Below are 23,667 nucleotides of genomic sequence, written 5' to 3'. Positions count from 1 at the left end.
AGGCCGGTAGCCGAGAGGGGCGCACCCGCTTTCGCGGGGCGCCCCTCTCGTGCGTGCGGGTCGGTCCGGGGGTCTCAGCCGGCCAGGCAGGACGGGCCGAGGAGCACCTTCAGGTCGCCGAAGAGCGCCGGATCGGGCTTCACCCGGTGCCGGTCGAGCCGGAGCACCGTGGTCTTGCGGGGGCCCTGGAGCCTGATCCGTACCTCGGTGTCGCCGCGGTGGCTGTTGAGCACCTCGCCGAGCCGGCTGACCATGGGCGGGGTGATCTTGACCGTGGGGATGGTCAGCACCACGGGGGCGTTGGTGCCCGCGTTCGAGATGTCGGGGACCTGCATCTCCATCGCGACCAGCCGGGGCACGTCCTCGCGCTTGTCGAGGCGTCCCTTCACGAAGACGACGGTGTCCTCGACGAGCTGGGTGGAGACCAGTTGGTAGGTGGCCGGGAAGAACATGCACTCGATGGAGCCGGCCAGGTCCTCGACGGTGGCGATGGCCCAGGCGTTGCCCTGCTTGGTCATCTTGCGCTGGAGGCCGGAGATGATGCCGCCGATGGTGACGATCGCGCCGTCGCTGTGCTCGCCGCCGGTGAGCTGCGAGATCGCGGCGTCGGACTTGTCGCTCAGCACGTGCTCGATACCGAAGAGCGGGTGGTCGGAGACGTAGAGCCCGAGCATCTCGCGCTCCTGGGCCAGCAGGTAGGACTTCTCCCACTCGATGTCGGAGAACTCCACGTCGAGCCCGAAGCCCGGCTCGTCGCTGTCCTCCTCGCCGCCGCCGAAGAGGTCGAACTGCCCCTCGGCCTCCTTGCGCTTGACCTGCACCACGTTGTCGATCATGGGCTCGTGGTGGGCGACGAGGCCCTTGCGGGTGTGGCCCATCTCGTCGAAGGCGCCGGCCTTGATGAGCGACTCAACGGTCCGCTTGTTGCAGACGACCGCCTCGACCTTGTCGAGGAAGTCGGGGAAGCTGCTGTACTTCCCCTTCGCCTTGCGGCACCGGATGATCGAGTCGACGACGTTCTGACCGACGTTACGGATGGCCGTCAACCCGAAGAGGATGACGTCGTCACCCTGTGCGGCGAAGTTCGACTCGGACTCGTTGACGTTCGGCGGGAGCACCTTGATGCCCATGCGACGGCACTCGTTGAGGTAGACCGCCGACTTGTCCTTGTCGTCCTTGACCGAGGTGAGCAGCGCCGCCATGTACTCGGCGGGGTAGTTGGCCTTGAGGTATCCGGTCCAGTAGGTGACCAGGCCGTACGCGGAGGAGTGCGCCTTGTTGAAGGCGTATCCGGCGAACGGGACCAGCACGTCCCACAGCGCCTTGATCGCGGCGTCGGAGAAGCCGTTCTTCTTGGCACCGGCCTCGAACAGGACGAAGTTCTTCGCCAGCTCGTCGGCCTTCTTCTTGCCCATCACGCGGCGCAGGATGTCGGCCTCGCCGAGCGAGTACCCGGCGACGATCTGGGCGGCCTTCTGCACCTGCTCCTGGTACACGATCAGGCCGTAGGTGAGGCCGAGGACCTCCTTGAGCGGCTCCTCCAGCTCCGGGTGGATCGGAGTGATCTCCTGGCGGGCGTTCTTGCGCTCGGCGTAGTTCGTGTGCGAGTTCATGCCCATCGGGCCCGGCCGGTACAGGGCCGAGACGGCGGAGATGTCCTCGAAGTTGTCGGGCTGCATCTGGCGCAGCAGGGAGCGCATCGGCCCGCCGTCGAACTGGAACACCCCGAGCGTGTCGCCGCGGCACAGCAGCTCGTACGTCTTGGGGTCGTCCAGCGGCAGCGCCAGCATCTCCAGGTCGACGCCCTTGTTGGACTTCACCATCTTGATGGCGTCGTCCATGATCGTCAGGTTGCGCAGCCCCAGGAAGTCCATCTTCAGCAGGCCGAGCGACTCGCACTGCGGGTAGTCCCACTGCGTGATGGTGACGCCGTCGGAGTGCCGCACCCATACCGGGGCGTGGTCGACGATCGGTTCGCTGGACATGATGACGCCGGCGGCGTGCACGCCCATCTGCCGGACCAGGCCCTCGACGCCCTTCGCGGTGTCGATGACCTTCTGGACGTCCGGCTCGTTCTCGTACATCCCCCGGATCTCGCCGGCCTCGCTGTAGCGCGGGTGCTTGGGGTCGGTGATGCCGTTGAGGTCGATGCCCTTGCCGAGGACGTCGGCGGGCATGGCCTTGGTGAGCCGGTCGCCCATCGCGTACGGGTAGCCGAGGACGCGGGCGGAGTCCTTGATCGCGTTCTTGGCCTTGATCTTGCCGTAGGTGCCGATCATGGCGACCTTGTCGGCGCCGTACTTCTCGGTCACGTACCGGATCACCTCGACGCGCCTGCGCTCGTCGAAGTCGATGTCGACGTCGGGCATGGAGACGCGCTCGGGGTTGAGGAACCGCTCGAAGATCAGCCCGTGCTCGATCGGGTCGAGGTCGGTGATGCCCATGGCGTACGACACGATCGAGCCGGCGGCGGAGCCTCGGCCGGGGCCGACCGCGATGCCGTTGTTCTTGGCCCACATGATGAAGTCGGCGACGACCAGGAAGTACCCGGGGAACCCCATCTGGATGATGATGTCCATCTCGTACTCGACCTGCTTCTGCCGGTCCTCGGGGACCCCGCCGGGGAAGCGGCGGTTCATCCCTACGCGGACCTCCTCCTGGAACCAGGTGATCTCCGTGAAGCCGTCCGGGATGTCGAACTTCGGCATCAGGTCGCGCTTCTCGAACATCCCGGTGGTGTCGATCTGCTGCGCGACCAGCAGGGTGTTGGCGCAGCCCTCCTGCCAGGCGTCCGAGGAGTCGACGGCGTACATCTCGTCCGTCGTCTTGAGGTAGTAGCCGGTGCCGTCGAAGCGGAAGCGGTCCGGGTCGGAGAGGTTCTTGCCGGTCTGGATGCAGAGCAGCGCGTCGTGCGCGGTCGCCTCGCTGGCGTAGGTGTAGTGCGAGTCGTTCGTCACGAGCGGCGGGATGTTCAGCTTCTTGCCGATTTCGAGGAGCCCGTCACGGACCCGGCGCTCGATCTCGATGCCGTGGTCCATCAGCTCCAGGAAGTACTTGCCCTCGCCGAAGATGTCCTTGTAGTCGGAGGCCGCCTGGACGGCCTCGTCGAACTGTCCGAGCCGCAGCCGGGTCTGCACCTCCCCGGAAGGGCAGCCGGTGGACGCGATCAGGCCCTCGGACCACTGGGAGATGGTCTCCTTGTCCATGCGCGGCCACTTCTGCAGCCAGCCCTCGGCATAGGCGTCCGAGGACAGCTTGAAGAGGTTGTGCAGCCCCTTAGCGTTCGACGCCCAGATCGTCTTGTGGGTGTAACCACCCGAACCGGAGACGTCGTCGCGCTTCTGGTGCGGCTGACCCCACTGGATCTTCCGCTTGTGCTTGCGCGACTCCGGAGCGACGTACGCCTCGATCCCGATGATCGGCGTCACATTCGCCTTCGCCGCCGAATGGAAGAAGTCGTACGCCCCGTGCAGGTTGCCGTGGTCCGTCATCGCGATATGGGACATGCCCATCTCGTTGCAGGCCTCGAACATGTCCTTGAGCCGCGCGGCACCGTCCAGCAGCGAGTACTGGGTGTGGACGTGAAGGTGCGTGAAAGGCGGCTTGGTCACGGCGCTGTGCCTCCGGGGGAAGTGAGGGTGGCGGGGCAGGGGGGACAGCGTGGAAGTCTACGTCTCCGAGGTGACAGTCGACGGGCACTCCGCGATACGGTCGCGCGTTGGAGGGGCGAGGACGCTCGTCCGTTTTGTCATGTACGTCGTCATGCAGGCCAGGTACCAGGAGGCACCCAGAGATGTCGGAAACGCAGACCGGCGCAGCGCAGCGCGGGGAGCAGATCCTTGAGGTCTTCGACACAGCTTTCGGTGAGCTGCTGGCCGCCGATCCGGCTGCCTTCCGGGTGAAGTTCCGCAAGATGGCGGGCTCCGCGTTCGCCTTCTACCGGGGCACGGCGTGTCTCTTCTACAACGACCTGGAGCGGGAGCGGCACGGCGGCCCCTATCTCGACGAGCGCACCGGCCGGGTGTGGATCCACGGCGATCTGCACGCGGAGAACTTCGGCACGTACATGGACGCCAACGGCCGACTGGTTTTCAACGTCAACGACTTCGATGAAGCCTATGTAGCCCCCTTCACCTGGGACCTCAAGCGCTTCGCCGCCTCCGTCGCCCTGATCGGTTACGCGAAGGCGCTGGGCGACGACCAGATCACCGAGCTCGTCCAGGTCTACGCGGCGGCCTACCGCGAGCGGATCCACGCGCTGGCGACGGGCGCGAAGAACGACGAGGTACCGCCGTTCACGCTCGACACCGCCGACGGCCCGCTCCTGGGCGCCCTGCGCGTCGCCCGCTCACTGACCCGGTTCTCGTTGCTGGACTCGATGACCGAGATCCGTGACTTCGAGCGCCGGTTCGCGGAGGGCGGCGGCTCGATCGATCTGGACGCGGCGACGCGCTACAAGGTCCTCGCGGCGTTCGACGGCTATCTGGAGACGCTGCCGGAGTCGAGCCTGACCCGCCCGGACTCCTACCGGGTCAAGGACGTGGTCGGCCGTCGCGGGATCGGCATCGGATCGGCCGGGCTGCCCTCGTACAACATCCTTCTGGAGGGCAACAGCGACGCCCTGGAGAACGATGTCGTGATCTACCTCAAGCAGGCACAGACCCCCGCCGTCTCCCGGCACATCACGGACGCGGCGGTGCGGAGCTACTTCCAGCACGAGGGGCACCGCACGGTGATCTCGCAGCGCGCCCTGCAGGCGCACGCCGACCCGTGGCTGGGCTGGACCGAGCTGGACGGGGCCGGTCAGCTGGTCGCCGAGGTGTCTCCGTACGCGGTCGACCTGGACTGGTCCGACATCGACGAGCCCGAGGAGATCGCGGCGGTCGTCGCCGACCTCGGCCGGGCGACGGCGACAATGCACTCCGCGGCGGACGACGAGAGCGGTCACTCGCTGGTGCCGTTCTCCACCGAGCGGGCGATCGACGCGGCGATCGCGGCGGACGAGGAGGGGTTCGGGGACCTGCTGGTGGACTTCGCCCACAGCTACGGCGCCCGGGCGCGCGCGGACCACCAGATCTTCGTGGACCTCTTCCGCAACGGCCGTATCCCGGGGCTGTAAGAAGCTCGCAAGGAGCTGTAAGCCTTCCCACAGTGCCCAGGACCCTTAGGGATCGCTTACAGGTTCGCATGCGACACTCCCTGACGATGGACATCTCCGGGACGCAGCTCAGGGTCGTACGCGCGGCGCTTTTCACAGCGCTCGTCGTGACGCTCTCCGCTGCCTCCCATGTGCTGCTCTCCCGGGTACCGCTGCCGTTGACCCTCGTCGCCGTGCTGGCCGGCGCCGTCTTCGCCGTGGCCTACGCGCTGGCGGGCCGGGAGCGCGGCTACGGGGCCATCGCCGGGCTGCTGGTGCCGCTGGAGCTGGCCGCGGACACCGTCTTCACCACCGGCCAGCACCTCTGTTACGGCGCGGCTGGCGGCCCGATCGCAGGGCCGCTGCGGTCGGTCGGCATCGACGCGCTGTGCGGCGGTGGTGACGTCGGGACGGGTGCGGCGGGGCTCGGTGGCGTCGGCGCGGTGGGCACACCGCTGGTCTCGGTGACCGCGGGTGGTCACGGCGCGGCCGCACTGCTGGCCTCGCCCGGTCCCCTGGTGCCGTGGCTGCTGCTGGCCGCGCATGTGACGGTCGGGCTGCTCGCCGCCGCCTGGCTGCACCGCGGTGAGCTGGCGCTCGCCGGGCTGCTGGGCGCGTTCGCCCTGCTGGCGTTCCGGCCGCTGCTGATCGCGGTGGCCGTGGCGGGCGCGGTCCGCCGCTCCGTACGCCTCAAGGTCCGTACCGTCGGCCCCGGCCGGCACCTGCTCGTCCACGCCCGCTTCCTGGTGCACTCCGTGGGACGGAGGGGACCACCGCGCTCGGCCTGCGCCACCGCCTGAGCACGCAAGTCCCTGATGACGTAGACCACGCACCCCACGGAGAACCGAACCATGAGCAAGCGCAACAGCCAGGCCAACAAGTCCGCCGCCCGCGAGCGGCTGCGCGAGGAGCGCGAGCGCCAGGCCAAGAAGGACAGGACCCGCCGGCAGCTCGTCGTCGGCGTCTCGGTCGTCGCCGCCCTCGCGGTCATCGGCGGCGGCGCCTACGGCGTGATGCAGCTGAACAAGCCGGACCACTGGGACGCCGCGAAGGACGCGAAGAACGTCTCCGCGCCGAAGAACACCTCGGGCGCGGACGGCACGACCGTGGTCATCGGCAAGTCGACCGCCAAGAAGACCCTGGAGCTGTACGAGGACTCCCGCTGCCCGATCTGCGCCTCCTTCGAGCAGACCGTCGGCGAGACCGTCCACAAGGACGTCGACGCGGGCAAGTACAAGGTCAAGTACGTCGGTGCCACGTTCCTGGACAGCAACGGCGGCGAGGGCTCGAAGAACGCGCTGAGCGCCCTGGGCGCCGCGCTGAACGTGAGCCCCGAGGCCTTCCTCGACTACAAGTACGCGCTCTACTCCGCGAAGTACCACCCGGAGGAGACGGACGACAAGTTCAAGGACGACTCGTACCTGATCAAGGTCGCCGACACGGTGGACGCACTGAAGGGCAATGACGCCTTCCAGAAGAACGTCAAGGACGGCACGTACGACGCCTGGGCGATGAAGATGTCCGCCGCCTTCGACAAGAGCGGCGTCGAGGGCACCCCGACGCTGAAGATGGACGGCAAGACGCTGACCGGCTCGGACAACAAGAACGCCCCGATGACGGTGCCGGACTTCAACACCGCGATCACCGCCGCACTGAAGGGCTGATCCGCCCCGCCCCGGACGAACGGGCAGGTGAACCCGCCGGGTTCACCTGCCCGTTCGCGTCCGCCGTGCGCGCGGACCGTCGGGATCCGGCCACTGCGGCCCGTGTTGACGGCAGATGACGACGCCGTGCCGGGCCGCATCCTCCATGGATCCAATGCGGACACACCGGCCATGAGTCCGCCCCGGTAGATGACGTTCGTGTCTCAAACTCCGGAGCAGGCAGAAGATTTTCTTCCCGTTCCACCGATTTGCACCATGAATGATTGGGCCGGATCGATCCTCCCCCACGGATGACATGCCCACGTAATCTCCCCGGCGGCGGGTGAGGAAATCCCTTCCCCCACACATCCGCGAGGAGTCCCTGTGCGCACTCTTGCTCGTATATCACCGCGTATGCGTCACCGTGCGATCGGCACCGCCGTCCTGGCCGGAACCCTGGCCCTGGCACCGCTCTCCGTCTCCTCCGGCGCCACCGTCGCTTCGGGCAAGGCCGCAGCGGCCACATCGGCCGAGGCCTGCGCCGACGCCCCGGCAGACGCCACCGCCCGCCAGTCCCGCCCCACGGGCCCGCAGCACGCCGCGGATCCCAACGAGCTCACCACCACCCAGGCCGCGGCCATCGACAAGCAGCTGAAGCAGAGAGTCGCCGAGCGCCGGGTCAGCGGCTCCGCCCTCGCCGCCGGCGCGACCGTCCCGGTCTACTTCCACGTCATCCACTCCGGCACCACGGGCAAGCTCACCGCGGGCGACATCAGCAGCCAGATGAGCGTGCTGAACGCCGCGTACAGCGGCCAGGGCACCGGAAACACCCCGACCGGCTTCCAGTTCTCGCTTGCGGGCACCGACTACACGGACAACGCCTCCTGGTACAACGTCTCCTCGGGCTCGTCGGCCGAGAAGGCCATGAAGACGGCTCTGCGCAAGGGCGGCAAGAACGCGCTCAACGTCTACACCGCCAACCTCGGCGGCGGACTGCTCGGCTGGGCGACGTTCCCGAGCTCCTACAACTCCAGCCCGTCCATGGACGGCGTGGTGATCCTGGACACCTCGCTGCCGGGCGGCTCCGCCACCAACTACGACGAGGGCGACACCGCGACGCACGAGGTCGGCCACTGGATGGGGCTCTACCACACGTTCCAGGGCGGCTGTAACGGCAACGGCGACTACGTCTCCGACACCCCCGCGGAGAAGTCCGCCGCCTTCGAGTGCCCGACCGGGCGCGACACCTGCACCAACAAGACCGGCGTGGACCCGATCCACAACTTCATGGACTACACGTACGACTCCTGCATGTACCAGTTCACCGCCGGCCAGGTGCAGCGGATGAGCGACAGCTGGACCGCGTACCGCGGCTGATCCCGTTCCGTGTTGCCCGAGGGACCCCGCGCACCGTTCCGTGCGCGGGGCCCCTCGTGTGCTCACAGCGTGGCGAGGAAGCCGATCGCGACCTTCCAGGCCAGCTCGGCCGACGCCTGGTCGAAGTCCGGGAGTTCCGCGTCGGTGAACAGATGCCCCGCGCCGGGGTACCGGTAGACCTCTACATCGGCGCCGGTCCGCTGCATCTGCAGATACCAGGAGTTCAGCCAGTCGTGCGTCTCGAACGGATCCGGGTCGGCGACGTGGAGCTGTACGGGCAGCTCGTCCACGGTGGCGTTCTCCGCGATGTCCGAAGTCCCGTGGAACAGCAGCAACCCCCGCGCCTTCGCGTCCCCGAGGGCCAGCGTCTGGGCAACGGACGCGCCGAGCGAGAAGCCCACGTAGACCAGCCCGCGGTCGGAGTAGGGCGCCGCGGCGAGCACGGCCCGCTTGAGCAGCTCCTCCTTGCCCGTCTCCTCCTTGAAGGCCAGCCCTTCCTCGACGGATTCGAAGGTGTGTCCCCCAAAGAGATCGGGCACGTGCACCTCATGCCCGGCGGCGCGCAGCCGGTCGGCGGCCGCGTGCACCGCGGGGCGCAGGCCGTACGTCGAGTGGAAAAGCATGATGTTCATGAGGTCCATGGTGCCAGTTACGGTCGAGAGCTTGGAGAGCGACGGCATGGAGAACGACAGCATGGAGAACGTACTGCGGCCGGTGATCGTCCTCGGCGGTACGGCCCTGATCACGCTGGTGGCGGGCTGGCTGCTCGACCTGTTGCTCAGGCGGGCCGACGGCCGGCACCACGAGACACCACTGTGGGGGCTGCTGCGCCGCTGCCGGATCCCGTTCCAGCTGACGCTGGGCACGGCGCTGCTGCGGGCCACGTACCCTCACACCCGGCTCGACGTGGTCCGGGACCACCGGACGGGCATCGGCCAGGTGCTGACGCTGGTGCTGATCGGGGCGTCGGCCTGGCTGGTGGTGCGGATCGCCGTCGCGGTGGTGGACTCGGTGTACGCGCGCTACGCGGCGAACACCCGGGACCCGGCGCGGGTGCGGCGGGTCCGGACCCAGGTGACGCTGATCCAGCGGGTGGTCATCGCGATCGTGACGACCGTCGCCGTCGCCGCGATGCTCCTGACGTTCCCCGCCATGCAGACGGTCGGCACCTCGATGCTGGCCTCGGCCGGTGTACTCGGCATCGTCGCGGGTGTCGCCGCCCAGTCCACGCTCGGCAATCTCTTCGCGGGCCTGCAGATCGCCTTCGGCGACATGGTGCGCATCGGCGACACGGTGGTGGTGGACGGCGAGTGGGGCACGATCGAGGAGATCACCCTGACCTTCCTCGCGGTCCGGACCTGGGACGAGCGGCGAATCACGATGCCGGTCTCGTACTTCACGAGCAAGCCCTTCGAGAACTGGTCGCGCGGCGGGGTCCAGATGACCGGTTCGGTCTTCTTCCATCTCGACCACGCGGCGCCGGTCGCCGCGATGCGCGAGCAGCTGCGGGACATCCTGGGCGAGTGCGCCGCATGGGACGGCCGGGACTGGTCGCTGGCGGTCACCGACACCACGCCCTCCACGATCCAGGTGCGCGCGGTGGTCACGGCGAAGGACGCGGACGACATCTGGACGGTGCGCTGCGCGGTCAGGGAGCAGCTGATCGGCTGGCTGCGCGACCACCATCCGTACGCGCTGCCGCGGATCGCCACGGCCCCCGCGGCACTGCCGCCCGGCGACGCGTGGCCGACGGTGAACGGCGCGGACGAGAAGCCTGCGGGCTGGGGCAGGGCGCCGCGCACCGGGCGCGGCTGAAGGTCCCCGGTGGGAGTCAGCGCAGGCTGCGTACGTCCAGCTGCCGCAGGACCCGGTCGACCACCTCGGGGTCCGCGCCGGCCTCGCTGCGCGCGGAGAGCACCGCGTGGCGGGCGGCCGACAGCATCTCGCGCTGGACGCGGCTGATCGCCTTGAACCGCTCGGCGCGCTGGGCGTACGCCTCGCGGCGCTCGTCGTCGACCATGTCGGGACTGATCCGCGCCCCGACGTCGTAGGCCAGCCGCTGGAGGCGTTCCACGACGTCCTCGGGGAACTCCTCGACCTCCTGGATCTCCTTGAACCGCTGCTTGGCCGCCTTGGCCGCGCGGATCGCGAGCTCCCGTTCCAGCGCCTCCTCGGCGTCGAGGTCCGCCTTGACCCGCAGCTTGCGCACGAGCCACGGCAGCGTCAGGCCCTGGAAGACCAGCGTGACCATGATCACGGAGAAGGCGATGAAGACGATCTCGTCGCGGCCGGGGAACGGTTTCCCGTCGTCCGTCTCCAGCGGGATCGCGAGCGCCAGCGCGACCGAGGCCACCCCGCGCATCCCCGCCCACCACATGACGACGGTCTCCCGCCAGCCGGTGGGGATGTCCTCGCTGACGTCGCGGCGGGTGTGCAGCCGTTTGGCCAGCCAGGTCGCGGGGAGCAGATAGAGCAGCCGGACGCCGACGACGACGGCGACGACGGCCAGGCCCCAGCCGGTCATCTCCAGTCTGCGGCCGTCGGCCGTCCCGAAGACGTTGTGCAGTTCGAGGCCGATCAGTCCGAAGGCGACACCGGTGACAAGGGTGTCGACGATCTCCCAGAACGTGCGGCCGGTGAGCCGGCCGAGCACGTCGTCGGCGTCGGCGGTGTACTCGGCGAGGAAGAGCGCGGTGGTCAGAACGGCGAGCACGCCGGAGCCCATCAGCTCCTCGGCGAGCACGTAGCTGACGAACGGCACCAGCAGCGTCAGCCCGACCTGGAGGGTCGCATCGCCGAGCAGGCCCATGAGTTTGATGGTGAGCCAGCCGAGCGCGACGCCCACCGCCACGGCGACGACCGCGGACAGGATCAGCAGCCCGAACGCCTCGGGCAGCGAGAAGGTGCCGCTCACCGCCGCGGCGATGGCCACGTGGTAGAGCACGATCGCGGTGACGTCGTTGAACAGGCCCTCGCCCTCCAGGATGGAGACGAGCCTGCGGGGCAGCCCGACCGATCCCGCGACAGCAGTGGCCGCGACCGGGTCGGGCGGGGCGACGAGCGCGCCGAGTGCGACGGCGCCGGCGAGGGGCAGCCCGGGAACGATCGCGTTGGCCACCGCGGCGACGGCTGCCGTCGTCAGGAAGACGAGTGCCACGGCCAGCAGGAAGATCGGCCTTTTGTTTGCGGCGAACTGCCGCCAGGAGGTGCGCTGCACGGAGGCGTAGAGCAGCGGAGGCAGCAGCGCGGGAAGAATGATCTCGGGCGGGATGTCCACGTTCGGTACGAAGCTGAGGAAGGCCATCCCGACGCCCGCCAGCGTCATCAGCACCGGGGCCGGAAGCCCGAGCCGGTCCCCCAGTGGCACCGTGACCACTGCTCCGAGCAACAACAGGAGCAGCAGGGCCATTTGATCCACGAGGTGCCTTCCGGAGCGCTCCGGCCGGGCCCGGTCTCGGCACGGCCAAGACCCTCAGCCTGCCATGTGCCCCGCGTACGCCGAGGCCAGGGGGGTGAGCCGGAGTGTCAGACCGTCCGGCGCATCGCCCGGTGCGCGATGCCCGCGTCCGGGAACTCGGGGCCGTACGCCACGTATCCGAGCCGTTCGTAGAAGCCGAGCGCATGCGTCTGGGCATGCAGGTCGACGGCGGCCAGGCCGAGTTCGCGGGCGGCGTCCTCGATGGCCCGCACCAGCGCCGCGCCGACCCCGAGGCCGCGCGCCCCACTGGTCACCGCGAGCCGGCCGAGCGAGCCGACGGTGAGGTCGCCGCCGGTCTTCCCTTCCGTGCCGGGGCCGTGCAGCAACCGTCCGGTGCCGAGTGCCGTGCCGTCCGCGGCGACGGCGATGACGTGCACCGCGACCGCGTCGTAGGCGTCGTACTCGATCTCCTCGGGCACGTTCTGCTCGCCGACGAAGACGTCCTTGCGGATCCGGAAGCAGGCGGCACGGTCCTGCTCACCGGTGACCGTGCGGGTGGTGTAGGCGGTCATTCGCTCTCTGCCGCGATCCGGTCGAGGGCCTGCTGGAGGTCGTCCGGGTAGGTGCTGGCGAACTCCACCCAGCTGCCGTCCGCGGGGTGCTCGAAGCCGAGCCGCACCGCGTGCAGCCACTGCCGGGTCAGGCCGAGGCGCTTGGCCATGGTCGGGTCGGCGCCGTAGGTCAGGTCGCCGACGCAGGGGTGGCGGTGAGCGGACATGTGCACCCGGATCTGGTGCGTACGGCCCGTCTCCAGCTTGATGTCCAGGAGGCTGGCGGCGCGGTACGCCTCGATCAGGTCGTAGTGCGTCACCGACGGCTTGCCCTCGGCGACGACGGCCCACTTGTAGTCGTGGGTGGGGTGGCGGCCGATGGGGGCGTCGATGGTGCCGCTCATCGGGTCCGGGTGGCCCTGGACCAGCGCGTGGTACTTCTTGTCGACGACCCGGTCGCGGAACTGGGCCTTCAGCAGGGTGTAGGCACGCTCGGACTTGGCGACGACCATCAGCCCGGAGGTGCCGACGTCGAGCCGGTGCACGATGCCCTGGCGCTCGGCGGCGCCCGACGTCGAGATCCGGTACCCGGCTGCGGCGAGACCGCCGATGACGGTGGTGCCGGTCCAGCCGGGGCTCGGGTGCGCGGCGACGCCGACCGGCTTCATGATCACGACGATGTCGTCGTCGTCGTGGACGATCTCCATGCCCTCGACGGGCTCGGCGACGATCTGCACCGGAGCGGGTGCCTGCGGCATCTCCACTTCCAGCCAGGCACCGCCGTGCACCCGCTCGGACTTCCCGACCACCGAACCGTCCACCTGTACCTTCCCGGCGGCGGCCAGCTCTGCGGCCTTGGTGCGGGAGAAACCGAACATGCGGGAAATGGCGGCGTCGACACGCTCGCCTTCCAGGCCATCGGGTACGGGCAGGGTTCGGGTCTCGGGATGCGTACTCACCTGTCGAGTATGCCTTGCGCGTCCTAGTCCTTGTGCACGGTGCCGTCGGGGTCCAGGCCCTTGAAGGACAGCAGCACGATCAGGATGCCTCCGCAGACGATCGCGGAGTCCGCCAGATTGAAGACTGCGAAGTGGGCGGGAGCGATGAAGTCCACCACCGCGCCCTCGAACACGCCGGGCGCGCGGAAGATGCGGTCGGTGAGGTTGCCGAGCGCCCCGCCGAGCAGGAGACCGAGCGCGATGGCCCACGGCAGGCTGTAGAGCTTGCGCGCGAGCCGCGCGATCACCACGATGACGGTCGCCGCGATGATGGTGAAGATGATCGTGAAGGCCTCGCCGAGGCCGAACGCGGCGCCCGCGTTGCGGATCGCGTCGAGCCTGAGCCAGTCGCCGAAGATCTCGATCGGCTCCTGGTGCTCCAGCTTCGCCACCACGAGCATCTTGCTGCCCAGGTCCAGCAGGTAGGCGAGCACGGCGACGCAGAAGAGCAGGATGATCCGGCGCCGACGCGTGGCCGGCGAACGGTCGACCGCGGTCGACCCGTCCCCGTCCTCCGCCGCACCGGCGTCCTGCCCGTCCGGCTCGACGGCCTCCGGGGACCCGCCCGCCGCCGCCTTCTCCGGCTCGGCTCCTTCGTGTCCCTCAGCCTCGGGGATGTCCGGCGTACCGATGATGCGCTCCGCCTCTGCCACGTGAGTCCCTCAACCTAGTTCCCGACTGAGGACGAGGGTACGACACACCCGTGGGGATCAGCCGCGTCGCTCCTGCTTCTGCTTGTCCTCGACACAGAGGGTGGCCCGGGGGAACGCCTGCATCCGCGCCTTGCCGATCGGATTGCCGCAGATCTCGCAGAGTCCGTACGTGCCCGCGTCGAGCCGGGCCAGGGCCCGTTCGGTCTGCTCCAGCATCTCCTGGGCGTTGGCGGCGAGCGACATCTCGTGCTCGCGGGTGATGTTCTTGGTGCCGGTGTCCGCCTCGTCGTCACCCGCCCCGTCGCCGGAGTCCCGCATCAGCCCGGCCAGCGCCAGTCCCGAGGCCTCCAGCTCATTGCGCAGCCGCGTGATCTCGCCGGTCAGCTCGGTGCGGGCGGCCGAGACCTCCTCCGGCGTCCAGGGGTCCTCTCCCGGCCGCACGGCCAGCTCCCCCGGGGCCGTCGCCGCGGCCCGCGCCGGGGGCACGGGTGCCGCGCTCCGGCCGGCCGGCCTGGTCCTGGCCGCGCTCTTCTTGGCTACCACCGTGTGGGCTCCTGTCTGCTCGGCGGCCTCGGCCGCCCCCGTGGCCGCCGACGCGGCCTTCTTCGAAGCCTTCGCGGCCGTGGTCTTCCCGGCGGCGGTCTTCTTGGCCGCCGCCTTCTTGACCGCCTTCTTGGCCGCCTTCTTCGTGGTCTTCTTCGCGGCCTTCGCGGCCCCGGTGGTCCTCGCCGCCGCGTCCTCCGGCCCGGTCCCCGCGTTCGCGTCGGACGTCTTCTTCGCCACCATGGCCGCGGCCCCTTCACGCATTGTGATCTTGCTCGCGAGTCGTGCTGGGACGATAAGTCGACCCCAGCCCCGCGGCAACGGGGCACGCCGCCGCATCGCCTCTCCCCGTGTCCGGATCACCACACGCCTGAATCCGTTGTGCCCAGCTCCCCGCCCGGTAATCCGCCTTCCGGCCGCCCGCCGGGCGGTGCCGGGAGCCGTTACGCCCGTCTGGCCATTCGGGTCACGCCGGGGCCGCCGGAAAACCGGTCGGCCGCCGCATCCCGGGGCCCGTACACTGGCCTCAGCGAGAGGCATGGATGGGACGAGTAGCGTCGTACGCAGCCCAGAGCGACCCGGGGACGGTGGGAGCCCGGGGGCGAGCGCGTCGTGAAGATCACCCCGGAGCCGCCGGAAGAAAGCTCGGGACAGTGGGCTCCGCCCCACCGGCCCAGGGCCAGTAGAACCGGCATCGCACCCCAATGAGGGGGCCACGGGCGGCACGCCCGGGGCCAAGGAGGGTGGTACCGCGGGATCCGGCAACGGTTCTCGTCCCTCCGACGGAAGTGGAATACGTCCGCCGGAGGAAGCCCGCACATGACATCGCCGCAGTACCGCCAGGTACCCGCCCAGGTCGACCTGCCCGCGCTGGAGCACGCCGTGCTCGACTTCTGGCGCGAGAACAAGGTCTTCGACCAGAGCCTCGAACAGTCCGAGGGCCGCCCCGAGTGGGTCTTCTACGAGGGCCCGCCGACCGCCAACGGCATGCCGGGCGCCCACCACATCGAGGCCCGCGTCTTCAAGGACGTCTTCCCGCGCTTCCGCACCATGCAGGGCTACCACGTCGGCCGGAAGGCCGGCTGGGACTGCCACGGTCTGCCGGTCGAGCTCGCGGTCGAGAAGGAGCTGGGCTTCAACGGCAAGAAGGACATCGAGGCGTACGGCATCGCCGAGTTCAACGCCAAGTGCCGCGAGTCCGTGACCCGGCACACCGACGCCTTCACCGAGCTCACCACCCGGATGGGCTACTGGGTCGACCTCGACGACGCGTACCGCACGATGGACCCCGAGTACGTCGAGTCCGTGTGGTGGTCCCTGAAGGAGATCTTCAACAAGGGCCTGCTCACCCAGGACCACCGCGTCGCCCCCTGGTGCCCCCGCTGCGGCACCGGCCTCTCCGACCACGAGCTGGCCCAGGGGTACGAGACCGTCGTCGACCCCTCGGTCTTCGTACGCTTCCCGCTGACCTCCGGCCCGCTGGCCGGCGAGGCGGCCCTCCTGGTCTGGACGACGACCCCCTGGACCCTGGTCTCCAACACGGCCGTCGCCGCGCACCCCGAGGTCGAGTACGTCGTCGCGACGAACGGCGAGGAGAAGCTGGTCGTCGCCCGGCCGCTCGTCGAGAAGGCGCTGGGCGAGGGCTGGGAGCTCACCGGTGAGTCCTTCACGGGCCGCGAGATGGAGCGCTGGACCTACGAGCGCCCCTTCGCCCTGATCGACTTCCCGGCCGAGGCCCACTACGTCGTCAACGCCGAGTACGTGACGACCGAGGACGGCACGGGTCTGGTCCACCAGTCCCCCGCCTTCGGCGCCGACGACCTCCTGGTCTGCAAGGCGTACGGCCTTCCGGTGGTCAACCCGATCCGCCCCGACGGCACCTTCGAGGAGGACGTGCCGCTGGTCGGCGGCGTCTTCTTCAAGAAGGCCGACGAGACGCTCACCGAGGATCTGGCCGCGCGCGGCAAGCTCTTCCGCCACGTCCCGTACGAGCACAGCTACCCGCACTGCTGGCGCTGCCACACCGCGCTGCTCTACTACGCGCAGCCGTCCTGGTACATCCGCACGACCGCGGTCAAGGACCGGCTCCTCGAAGAGAACGAGAAGACCAACTGGTTCCCGGACTCGGTCAAGAACGGCCGCTTCGGTGACTGGCTGAACAACAACGTCGACTGGGCCCTGTCCCGCAACCGCTACTGGGGCACGCCGCTGCCGATCTGGCGCTGCGAGGACAACCACCTCACCTGCATCGGCTCGCGTGCCGAACTGAGCGAGCTGACCGGCACCGATCTCTCCGGCCTGGACCCGCACCGGCCGTTCATCGACGAGATCACCTTCACCTGCTCCCACGAGAGCTGCCAGCTGGAGGCGTACCGCGTCCCCGAGGTCATCGACGCCTGGTACGACTCGGGCTCGATGCCGTTCGCGCAGTGGGGCTACCCGCACAAGAACAAGGAGATCTTCGAGAGCCGCTACCCGGCGCAGTTCATCTCGGAGGCCATCGACCAGACGCGCGGGTGGTTCTACACGCTGATGGCGGTCGGCACGCTGGTCTTCGACAAGTCGTCCTACGAGAACGTGGTGTGCCTGGGCCACATCCTCGCCGAGGACGGCCGGAAGATGTCCAAGCACCTGGGCAACACCCTGGAGCCGGTCCCGTTGATGGACCAGCACGGCGCCGACGCGGTCCGCTGGTTCATGGCGGCGGGCGGCTCCCCGTGGGCGGCGCGGCGCGTCGGCCACGGCACGATCCAGGAGGTCGTCCGCAAGACGCTCCTCACCTACTGGAACACGGTCGCCTTCCAGGCCCTGTACGCCCGTACGTCGGACTGGGCGCCCTCGGCCGCCGACCCGGCACCGGCCGACCGCACGGTCCTGGACCGCTGGCTGCTGAGCGAGCTGGGCGCCCTGGTCGACCAGGTCACCCAGGCGCTGGAGGGTTACGACACCCAGCGTGCCGGCAAGCTGCTGTCCGCGTTCGTCGACGACCTGTCCAACTGGTACGTACGCCGCTCCCGCCGCCGCTTCTGGCAGGGCGACAAGGCGGCGCTGCGCACCCTGCACGACGTCATCGAGACGGTCACCCGGCTGATGGCCCCGCTGACCCCGTTCATCACCGAGCGGGTGTGGCAGGACCTCGTCGCGCCGGTCACGCCGGACGCCCCCGCCTCGGTGCACCTCTCCACGTGGCCGAAGGCGGACCTGTCGGCGATCGACCCGAGCCTCTCCACGCAGATGGCCCTGGTCCGCCGCCTGGTCGAGCTGGGACGCGCCACGCGTGCCGAGTCGGGCGTCAAGACCCGCCAGCCGCTGTCGCGCGCCCTGGTCGCGGCCTCGGGCTTCGAGGCCCTCTCCCCCGAACTGCACGGGCAGATCACGGAGGAGCTGAACGTCTCCTCGCTGGCCTCCCTGTCCGAGGTGGGCGGCTCGCTGGTCGACACGACGGCGAAGGCGAACTTCCGGGCCCTGGGCAAGCGGTTCGGCAAGGGCGTCCAGGCGGTGGCGAAGGCCGTCGCCGACGCGGACGCGGCGGCGCTCTCGCTGGCCCTGCGCGAGGGCACGGCGTCGGTCGAGGTCGACGGGGAGCAGGTCACCCTGGCCCCCGACGAGGTCATCATCACGGAGACCCCGCGCGAGGGCTGGTCGGTCGCGTCCGACTCCGGCGCCACGGTCGCCCTGGACCTGGAGATCACCCCGGAGCTGCGGCGTGCGGGCCTGGCCCGTGACGCGATCCGGCTGATCCAGGAGGCCCGCAAGAACAGCGGCCTGGACGTGGCGGACCGCATCGCCGTCCGCTGGACGTCCACGTCGCCCGCGACGGCCGAGGCCCTGACCGAGCACGCGAACCTGATCGCTGACGAGGTCCTTGCCCTGGACTACGCCGAGGGCGAGGCGGACACGGCATACGGCGAGCCCTTCGAGGACGAGGGCCTGGCCCTGACGTTCCGCCTCCGCAAGACGGAGCGGTAGCCACGCAGCGCGCAAAGGGCCCGGCCGGACACGTTCCGGCCGGGCCCTCTGCGTCTCGGCCGCTCAATCCAGCCCCGCCGGCGTTTGAGGCGCGGGGGTCCGGGGGCGGAGCCCCCGGGTACGGGAAGGGGCGGGCAGGGGACAAGCCCCGCGCAGCGGCCACCCACAGCCCCACCGCACCCGCACCCGCCCACGGCAAAGGGCCGGGCCCCGGGGAAACCCCGGGGCCCGGCCCTTCGCCTGCCGACGGCTACGCGCTCAGCGAGCGCGACCCGCTCAGTTGTCGTCCTCGTCGATCAGGAACCCGCGCATCGGCGAAGGCGCCTGCTGCATCGGCTGCGGCGCCTGCGGCCGCACCGGTGCCATCGGCTGGGTCATCGCCGGCGACATCTGCTGCTGGCCGCCGTACGAGGGGCCACCGCCCATGGACGGGTTGCCGCCCATCTGCTGGTTGCCGTGACCGCCGTGGTTACCGCCCATGGTGTGACCCATGGCACCCGCACCGGCCGGAGCCAGCGAGGGCGACGGCGGCAGCGAAGCGGCCGCCGGCGTCCGCGGCGGAGCCAGCGAGTCGTCGGCCTGGGTCTCCAGCTGACGCAGCTGGCTCTCCAGGTAGGACTTCAGACGGGTCCGGTACTCGCGCTCGAAGCCACGCAGGTCCTCGACCTTGCGCTCAAGCGTCGCGCGGGCCGACTCCAGCGAGCCCATCGCCACGCGGTGCTTCTCCTGCGCGTCCCGCTCCAGGGCGTCCGCCTTGGCACGTGCGTCGCGCTCCAGGCCCTCGGCACGGCTGCGCGCCTCGCCGACGATCTTGTTGGCCTCGGAACGGGCCTCCGCGATCGCCTGGTCGGCGGTCTGCTGCGCCAGGGAGAGGACACGGGCGGCACTGTCGCCACCGGGGCCCTGCTGCTGCATCTGCGGCGGCTGCTGCTGCTGCATCTGCTGCATCTGCTGCTGCTGCGGGTTGTGGCCACCCATGGGACCACCCATCGGTCCACCCATGGGACCGCCCTGCATCGGGCCGGGGCCGTGCGGGCCCTGCGGACCGGGGCCGTGCGGCCCCTGGGGGCCGTGGCCGCTGGGACCGGCCGGCAGCTGAGGAGCACCACCGGGCAGCTGGGGCGGACCCATCTGCGGGGGCTGCTGCTGCTGGACCGGCGGACCAGATATGGCGGCGGGCACAGGTGCACCGGGACGGTCCTGCGGCTCCGGCTTGCGCATACCTTGCTGCTGCTGGTTCTGCGCGGCGGCACGCGTGGCGGCGGCCAGCTTGGCGCGCAGGTCCTCGTTCTCACGGAGCAGGCGGGTCAGCTCGGACTCGACCTCGTCGAGGAAGGCATCGACCTCGTCCTCGTCATAGCCTTCTCGAAGGCGGACCGTCGTGAACTGCTTGTTCCGCACGTCCTCGGGGGTCAGCGGCATCTCTTCTTCACCTCTACGTAGTCGTCGGCAGTCGGCAGGACCGTATCGCTCACAGCTTGGTCACGAGGGTGATCAAGATGGAAACGATGATCATCAGAACGAAGAAGGACAGGTCGAGTGCCACGCCCCCGAGGCGCAGCGGCGGAATGAACCGCCGCAGGAGCTTCAGCGGTGGATCGGTGACCGTGTAGGTGGCCTCAAGGACGACCACCATCGGCTTGCCCGGCTGCCATGAACGTGCGAACTGGAAGACGTAGTCCATGACCAGCCGGAAGATCAGCACGATGAGGAAACACATCAACGCGATGTAGACAACACTTTGTGCGACGCCCATCCTCGCGCTTCCCTCTCCCCTGGCTCTCGTAGCTCCGGCCTCGCGGCCGGGTTGTTCCCGGTGTCGTGTTCTCAGCTCTGGTTGAAGAATCCGCCCTCTGCGATGCGGGCCTTGTCCTCCGCCGTGACATCGACGTTAGCAGGCGACAACAGGAACACCTTCTGCGTCACGCGTTCAATGCTGCCATGGAGACCGAAGACGAGTCCCGCGGCAAAGTCGACAAGTCGCTTCGCGTCCGTATCGTCCATCTCCGTGAGATTCATGATCACCGGAGTGCCCTCGCGGAAGTGTTCCCCGATGGTACGGGCCTCGTTGTAGGTCCTGGGGTGCAGCGTGGTGATGCGGTACGGCTCCCGCTCGGACACGACCTTGGGCATGATCACCGGTGCGTTCTTCTCCATGTTCGGGCGTTCAGGTGTGATGGATGCCACGGGGGCGATTCGGGCGGGTCGCTCTCTCTCCGCCGGAATCTGAACCGGCTCCCGCTGCGCCGGAGGCTGCACCACTCGTACCGGTTCGTCCCGCTCCCGCTCCACCTGATGCGCGGGCTGGTGCCGGCGCCGGTCGCGCTCGGGCTCCGGCTCGGGTTCGAATTCGTCGTCGGGGTCGAACCCCGGACCGTCGTACCCATCGTCCTCCACGAGGCCGAGGTAGACCGCCATCTTGCGCATCGCGCCGGCCATGCTCTGAGTCCTCCGCTCTGTGGTGGATCGGCATCTGTCACCAAGTGCCCGCGATCCACTGTGGCCTGCCCGCCATAGGCGGTAATGACCATATTTTCTGCTGTGGTCCGACTTGCTTGGCGACGTTACCCGAGCCCGGGTCGGACTCCGAGTACCGCAGTACCGACGCGCACATGTGTCGCTCCGGCCGCAACCGCGTCCTCAAGGTCCGCACTCATCCCTGCAGAGACCATGTTCGCAGCCGGATGGTTCCCGCGCAGCCGGGATGAGAATTCCATCAGCCGGTCGAACGCCGCACGTTGCCTTCCGGCGAACGGCCCGGCGAGCGGCGCGACGGTCATCAGACCGTCCAGCCGCAGCCCTTGCGCCGATGCGACCGCGTCGGCCAACTCCTCGATCCCGTCGGGTGCGACGCCGCCGCGCTCACCGCGCTCGCCGCTCTCCGCGTCGAGCGCGACCTGGATGAGACACCCGAGTTCGCGGCCACCGCGGCCGGCCGCGGTGGAGAGCGCGGTCACCAGCTTCGTCCGGTCCACCGACTGCACGACATCGGCATAACTCGCCACGGATCGGACCTTGTTCGTCTGCAATTGACCGACAAAGTGCCACGTGAGGGACAGATCCGCGCATTCGGTGGATTTCGGAGCCGCATCCTGGTCACGATTCTCCGCGACATGACGCACACCGAGTTCATGCAGGATCCGCACATCGCTCGCGGGGTAGGTCTTGGTGACCACGATGAGGGTCACCTCTTCCCTTTTGCGACCGGCGGCGGCGCAGGCGGAAGCAATGCGTTCCTCCACCTGTGCCAGATTCGCGGTGAGTTGTCTCTTACGGTCCGTCATGCCCTATCAGTCCAACCAGACATATCCGGCGAGCCGCCCGGTGGTGCGGTCGCCTCGGTACGAGAAGTGGTCGCCCGATTCGAGAGTGCAGAAGGGCGACATGTGCCGGTCGGTGACCCCGAGGTCGGCCAGCTGCGCGTGGACTCCGGCGGTGACATCCACCGCCGGGGTGCCCCAGCTGGTCTCGGACCACGAGGCGGGAACGACCGCCGCCACCTCGTCCCGCATTCCGGCCGGCACCTCGTAGCACCGGCCGCAGACGGCCGGCCCGGTGCGGGCGGTGATCCGGGAGGGATCCGCGCCGAGTTCGACCATGACCCCGACGGCGGCGGGTACGACTCCGGCGACCAGCCCGGGACGGCCCGCGTGTGCTGCTGCGACGACTCCGGCGACCGGGTCGGCGAGCAGTACGGGGGTGCAGTCGGCGGTGAGTACGGCGAGGGCGAGTCCGCGCCGCGCGGTCACCACCGCGTCCACGGCGGGAATCCCGCGGGCCTCGCCCCAGGGTCCGTCGACCACGGCGACCTCCCGGCCGTGCACCTGGTTCATCCAGACGACCTGCCCCGGATCGAGTCCGCGGGCCCGCGCCGCGCGCTCCCGGTTGGCGAGAACGGCGGCGGGGTCGTCACCGACCGCGCCGCCGAGGTTGAGCTCCGCGTACGGAGCGGCGCTCACCCCGCCCCACCTGTCGGTGAAGGAGAAGTGAGCGCCGCCGTCCGAAGAAACAGAATCCTTGTGGTTCACCGAGTGATGCGGACCTATCACTTCAAGAAGTCCGGAACGTCCAGCTCTTCGGCCTGGGAGTCCTGGTAGGGACGGGCCGGCGGGACGTGCGGCGGGGCGACCGGCGGCAGGTGGCTCTCATGGGCCACCGGAACCGGCTCGGCCTGGACCGGGGACTCCTCGCGCGGGGGCACGGAACCCAGTCCGCTCGTCTGGCGCACGGGCTCGGCGGCCCGGACCGGCGCAGCCTGCTCCTCACGCTTGGTGGAGCTCGCACCCAGGACGTTCTCCCGCCGGGCCGGCGGCTGTCCGCCGTCGAAGCCCGCCGCGATCACGGTGACCCGGACCTCGTCGCCCAGTGCGTCGTCGATGACCGCACCGAAGATGATGTTCGCCTCGGGGTGCGCCGCCTCGCTCACCAGCTGGGCGGCCTCGTTGATCTCGAAGAGACCGAGGTCGCTGCCGCCGGAGATGGAGAGCAGGACACCGCGGGCGCCGTCGATGGACGCCTCCAGGAGCGGCGAGGAGATCGCCATCTCCGCGGCGGCCACCGCGCGGTCGTCGCCGCGGGCCGATCCGATGCCCATGAGCGCCGATCCGGCCTCGGACATGACCGACTTGACGTCGGCGAAGTCGAGGTTGATCAGACCCGGGGTGGTGATGAGGTCGGTGATGCCCTGGACGCCCGAGAGCAGCACCTGGTCGGCCGACTTGAACGCGTCGAGCACGCTGACCTGGCGGTCCGAGATGGACAGCAGTCGGTCGTTGGGAATGACGATGAGGGTGTCGACCTCTTCGCGGAGTTCGGCGATGCCGTCCTCCGCCTGGTTCGCGCGACGCCGGCCCTCGAAGGTGAACGGGCGGGTGACCACGCCGATCGTCAGGGCGCCGAGCGAGCGCGCGATATTGGCGACGACGGGTGCGCCACCGGTGCCGGTGCCGCCGCCTTCTCCTGCGGTGACGAAGACCATGTCGGCCCCCTTGAGGACCTCCTCGATCTCCTCACGGTGGTCCTCTGCCGCCTTGCGACCGACGGCCGGGTTCGCCCCGGCGCCGAGGCCACGGGTGAGTTCACGGCCGACGTCGAGCTTGACGTCGGCGTCGCTCATCAACAGGGCTTGCGCATCCGTGTTGATCGCGATGAACTCGACGCCCTTGAGACCGACCTCGATCATTCGGTTGATGGCATTGACACCACCGCCGCCGACACCGATGACCTTGATGACTGCGAGGTAGTTCTGCGGTGCTGCCACGTCGAAGGCCTCTCGCCTCGAGTTACGTGTCGTCGCGTGGCGGTAGTCCCGCCGCGACGACGGATGCCGATTGGGACGGTCCGAACGCCGACCCAAACCCTAACGTTGAAGTTTAGGG

19 protein-coding genes are annotated in these 23,667 nt (G+C 69.4%); 6 read left to right on the top strand and 13 right to left on the bottom strand.

The window, feature by feature from the left end; translation table 11 throughout:
* Window positions 1–74: 74 nt before the first annotated feature.
* Window positions 75–3,611 (bottom strand): DNA polymerase III subunit alpha, encoded by a 3,537-nt coding sequence (dnaE, locus tag OG912_RS26620; RefSeq protein ID WP_326735694.1) that lies wholly within the window; start codon window positions 3,609–3,611, stop codon window positions 75–77.
* A 182-nt stretch (window positions 3,612–3,793) separates the two neighbouring features.
* On the opposite strand from dnaE, the gene OG912_RS26615 reads away from it, so the two are divergent.
* The 4 genes from OG912_RS26615 to OG912_RS26600 all read left to right on the top strand — a co-directional run bounded on the left by OG912_RS26615 (window position 3,794) and on the right by OG912_RS26600 (window position 8,157).
* Window positions 3,794–5,119: a DUF2252 domain-containing protein gene (locus OG912_RS26615; RefSeq protein WP_327711565.1), complete on the top strand. Its 1,326-nt coding sequence runs from the start codon at window positions 3,794–3,796 to the stop codon at window positions 5,117–5,119.
* Window positions 5,120–5,205: 86 nt separating this feature from the next.
* Entirely contained in the window at window positions 5,206–5,937 is a 732-nt protein-coding gene (locus tag OG912_RS26610; protein WP_327713552.1) for a hypothetical protein, read from the top strand.
* Window positions 5,938–5,988: 51 nt separating this feature from the next.
* Complete coding sequence (locus OG912_RS26605) at window positions 5,989–6,801, top strand: DsbA family protein (protein ID WP_327711564.1); 813 nt, start codon at window positions 5,989–5,991, stop codon at window positions 6,799–6,801.
* 393 nt (window positions 6,802–7,194) lie between these two features.
* Complete coding sequence (locus OG912_RS26600; protein ID WP_327711563.1) at window positions 7,195–8,157, top strand: zinc metalloprotease; 963 nt, start codon at window positions 7,195–7,197, stop codon at window positions 8,155–8,157.
* A gap of 62 nt (window positions 8,158–8,219) precedes the next feature.
* On the opposite strand, the gene OG912_RS26595 is transcribed toward OG912_RS26600, so the two are convergent.
* Entirely contained in the window at window positions 8,220–8,798 is a 579-nt protein-coding gene (locus OG912_RS26595) for a dienelactone hydrolase family protein (RefSeq protein WP_326740568.1), read from the bottom strand.
* A 52-nt stretch (window positions 8,799–8,850) separates the two neighbouring features.
* On the opposite strand from OG912_RS26595, the gene OG912_RS26590 reads away from it, so the two are divergent.
* Entirely contained in the window at window positions 8,851–9,972 is a 1,122-nt protein-coding gene (locus OG912_RS26590) for a mechanosensitive ion channel family protein (RefSeq protein ID WP_327713551.1), read from the top strand.
* Window positions 9,973–9,988: 16 nt separating this feature from the next.
* Here the strand turns inward: OG912_RS26590 and OG912_RS26585 are convergent, their stop codons facing one another.
* The 5 genes from OG912_RS26585 to OG912_RS26565 all read right to left on the bottom strand — a co-directional run bounded on the left by OG912_RS26585 (window position 9,989) and on the right by OG912_RS26565 (window position 14,584).
* Window positions 9,989–11,575, bottom strand: coding sequence for a Na+/H+ antiporter (locus OG912_RS26585; RefSeq protein ID WP_327711562.1), 1,587 nt, complete (start codon window positions 11,573–11,575; stop codon window positions 9,989–9,991).
* Window positions 11,576–11,682: 107 nt separating this feature from the next.
* Window positions 11,683–12,147 (bottom strand): GNAT family N-acetyltransferase, encoded by a 465-nt coding sequence (locus OG912_RS26580; RefSeq protein WP_327711561.1) that lies wholly within the window; start codon window positions 12,145–12,147, stop codon window positions 11,683–11,685.
* On the bottom strand, window positions 12,144–13,085 hold the full coding sequence (locus OG912_RS26575; protein WP_327711560.1) for an RluA family pseudouridine synthase: 942 nt from the start codon (window positions 13,083–13,085) through the stop codon (window positions 12,144–12,146). The genes OG912_RS26580 and OG912_RS26575 overlap by 4 nt, the downstream gene beginning before the upstream one ends.
* 23 nt (window positions 13,086–13,108) lie before the next feature.
* Complete coding sequence (gene lspA / locus OG912_RS26570; RefSeq protein ID WP_327711559.1) at window positions 13,109–13,777, bottom strand: signal peptidase II; 669 nt, start codon at window positions 13,775–13,777, stop codon at window positions 13,109–13,111.
* Between the two features lie 57 nt (window positions 13,778–13,834).
* A complete protein-coding gene (locus OG912_RS26565; protein ID WP_327711558.1) occupies window positions 13,835–14,584 on the bottom strand; it encodes a TraR/DksA family transcriptional regulator in 750 nt (249 codons plus the stop codon).
* A gap of 555 nt (window positions 14,585–15,139) precedes the next feature.
* Between OG912_RS26565 and ileS the strand changes: the two genes are divergently transcribed.
* Window positions 15,140–18,289 carry an isoleucine--tRNA ligase gene (ileS, locus tag OG912_RS26560; RefSeq protein WP_327711557.1) on the top strand — a complete coding sequence of 1,050 codons (3,150 nt, stop codon included), beginning with the start codon at window positions 15,140–15,142 and terminating at the stop codon, window positions 18,287–18,289.
* Between the two features lie 276 nt (window positions 18,290–18,565).
* On the opposite strand, the gene OG912_RS26555 is transcribed toward ileS, so the two are convergent.
* The 6 genes from OG912_RS26555 to ftsZ form a co-directional block, all read right to left on the bottom strand.
* Window positions 18,566–19,711, bottom strand: a complete 1,146-nt coding sequence (locus OG912_RS26555; RefSeq protein WP_148017746.1) for a DivIVA domain-containing protein — start codon at window positions 19,709–19,711, stop codon at window positions 18,566–18,568.
* A 49-nt stretch (window positions 19,712–19,760) separates the two neighbouring features.
* Window positions 19,761–20,045 carry a YggT family protein gene (locus OG912_RS26550; RefSeq protein WP_326735704.1) on the bottom strand — a complete coding sequence of 95 codons (285 nt, stop codon included), beginning with the start codon at window positions 20,043–20,045 and terminating at the stop codon, window positions 19,761–19,763.
* Between the two features lie 71 nt (window positions 20,046–20,116).
* The gene (locus tag OG912_RS26545) at window positions 20,117–20,728 is read right to left on the bottom strand and encodes a cell division protein SepF (protein ID WP_136328319.1); all 612 of its coding nucleotides are present in this window, start codon (window positions 20,726–20,728) and stop codon (window positions 20,117–20,119) included.
* A gap of 125 nt (window positions 20,729–20,853) precedes the next feature.
* Window positions 20,854–21,573: a YggS family pyridoxal phosphate-dependent enzyme gene (locus OG912_RS26540; protein ID WP_327711556.1), complete on the bottom strand. Its 720-nt coding sequence runs from the start codon at window positions 21,571–21,573 to the stop codon at window positions 20,854–20,856.
* 6 nt (window positions 21,574–21,579) lie between these two features.
* Window positions 21,580–22,317, bottom strand: a complete 738-nt coding sequence (gene pgeF, locus OG912_RS26535) for a peptidoglycan editing factor PgeF (protein ID WP_443061024.1) — start codon at window positions 22,315–22,317, stop codon at window positions 21,580–21,582.
* Window positions 22,318–22,334: 17 nt separating this feature from the next.
* The gene (gene ftsZ / locus OG912_RS26530) at window positions 22,335–23,549 is read right to left on the bottom strand and encodes a cell division protein FtsZ (RefSeq protein WP_326735707.1); all 1,215 of its coding nucleotides are present in this window, start codon (window positions 23,547–23,549) and stop codon (window positions 22,335–22,337) included.
* Window positions 23,550–23,667 lie beyond the last annotated feature (118 nt).

The organism is Streptomyces sp. NBC_00464 (assembly GCF_036013915.1).
In the GTDB taxonomy this organism is placed as follows: domain Bacteria; phylum Actinomycetota; class Actinomycetes; order Streptomycetales; family Streptomycetaceae; genus Streptomyces.
Note: the sequence above shows the minus strand (reverse complement) of the source record. Positions and strands in the feature narration are given on the sequence as shown.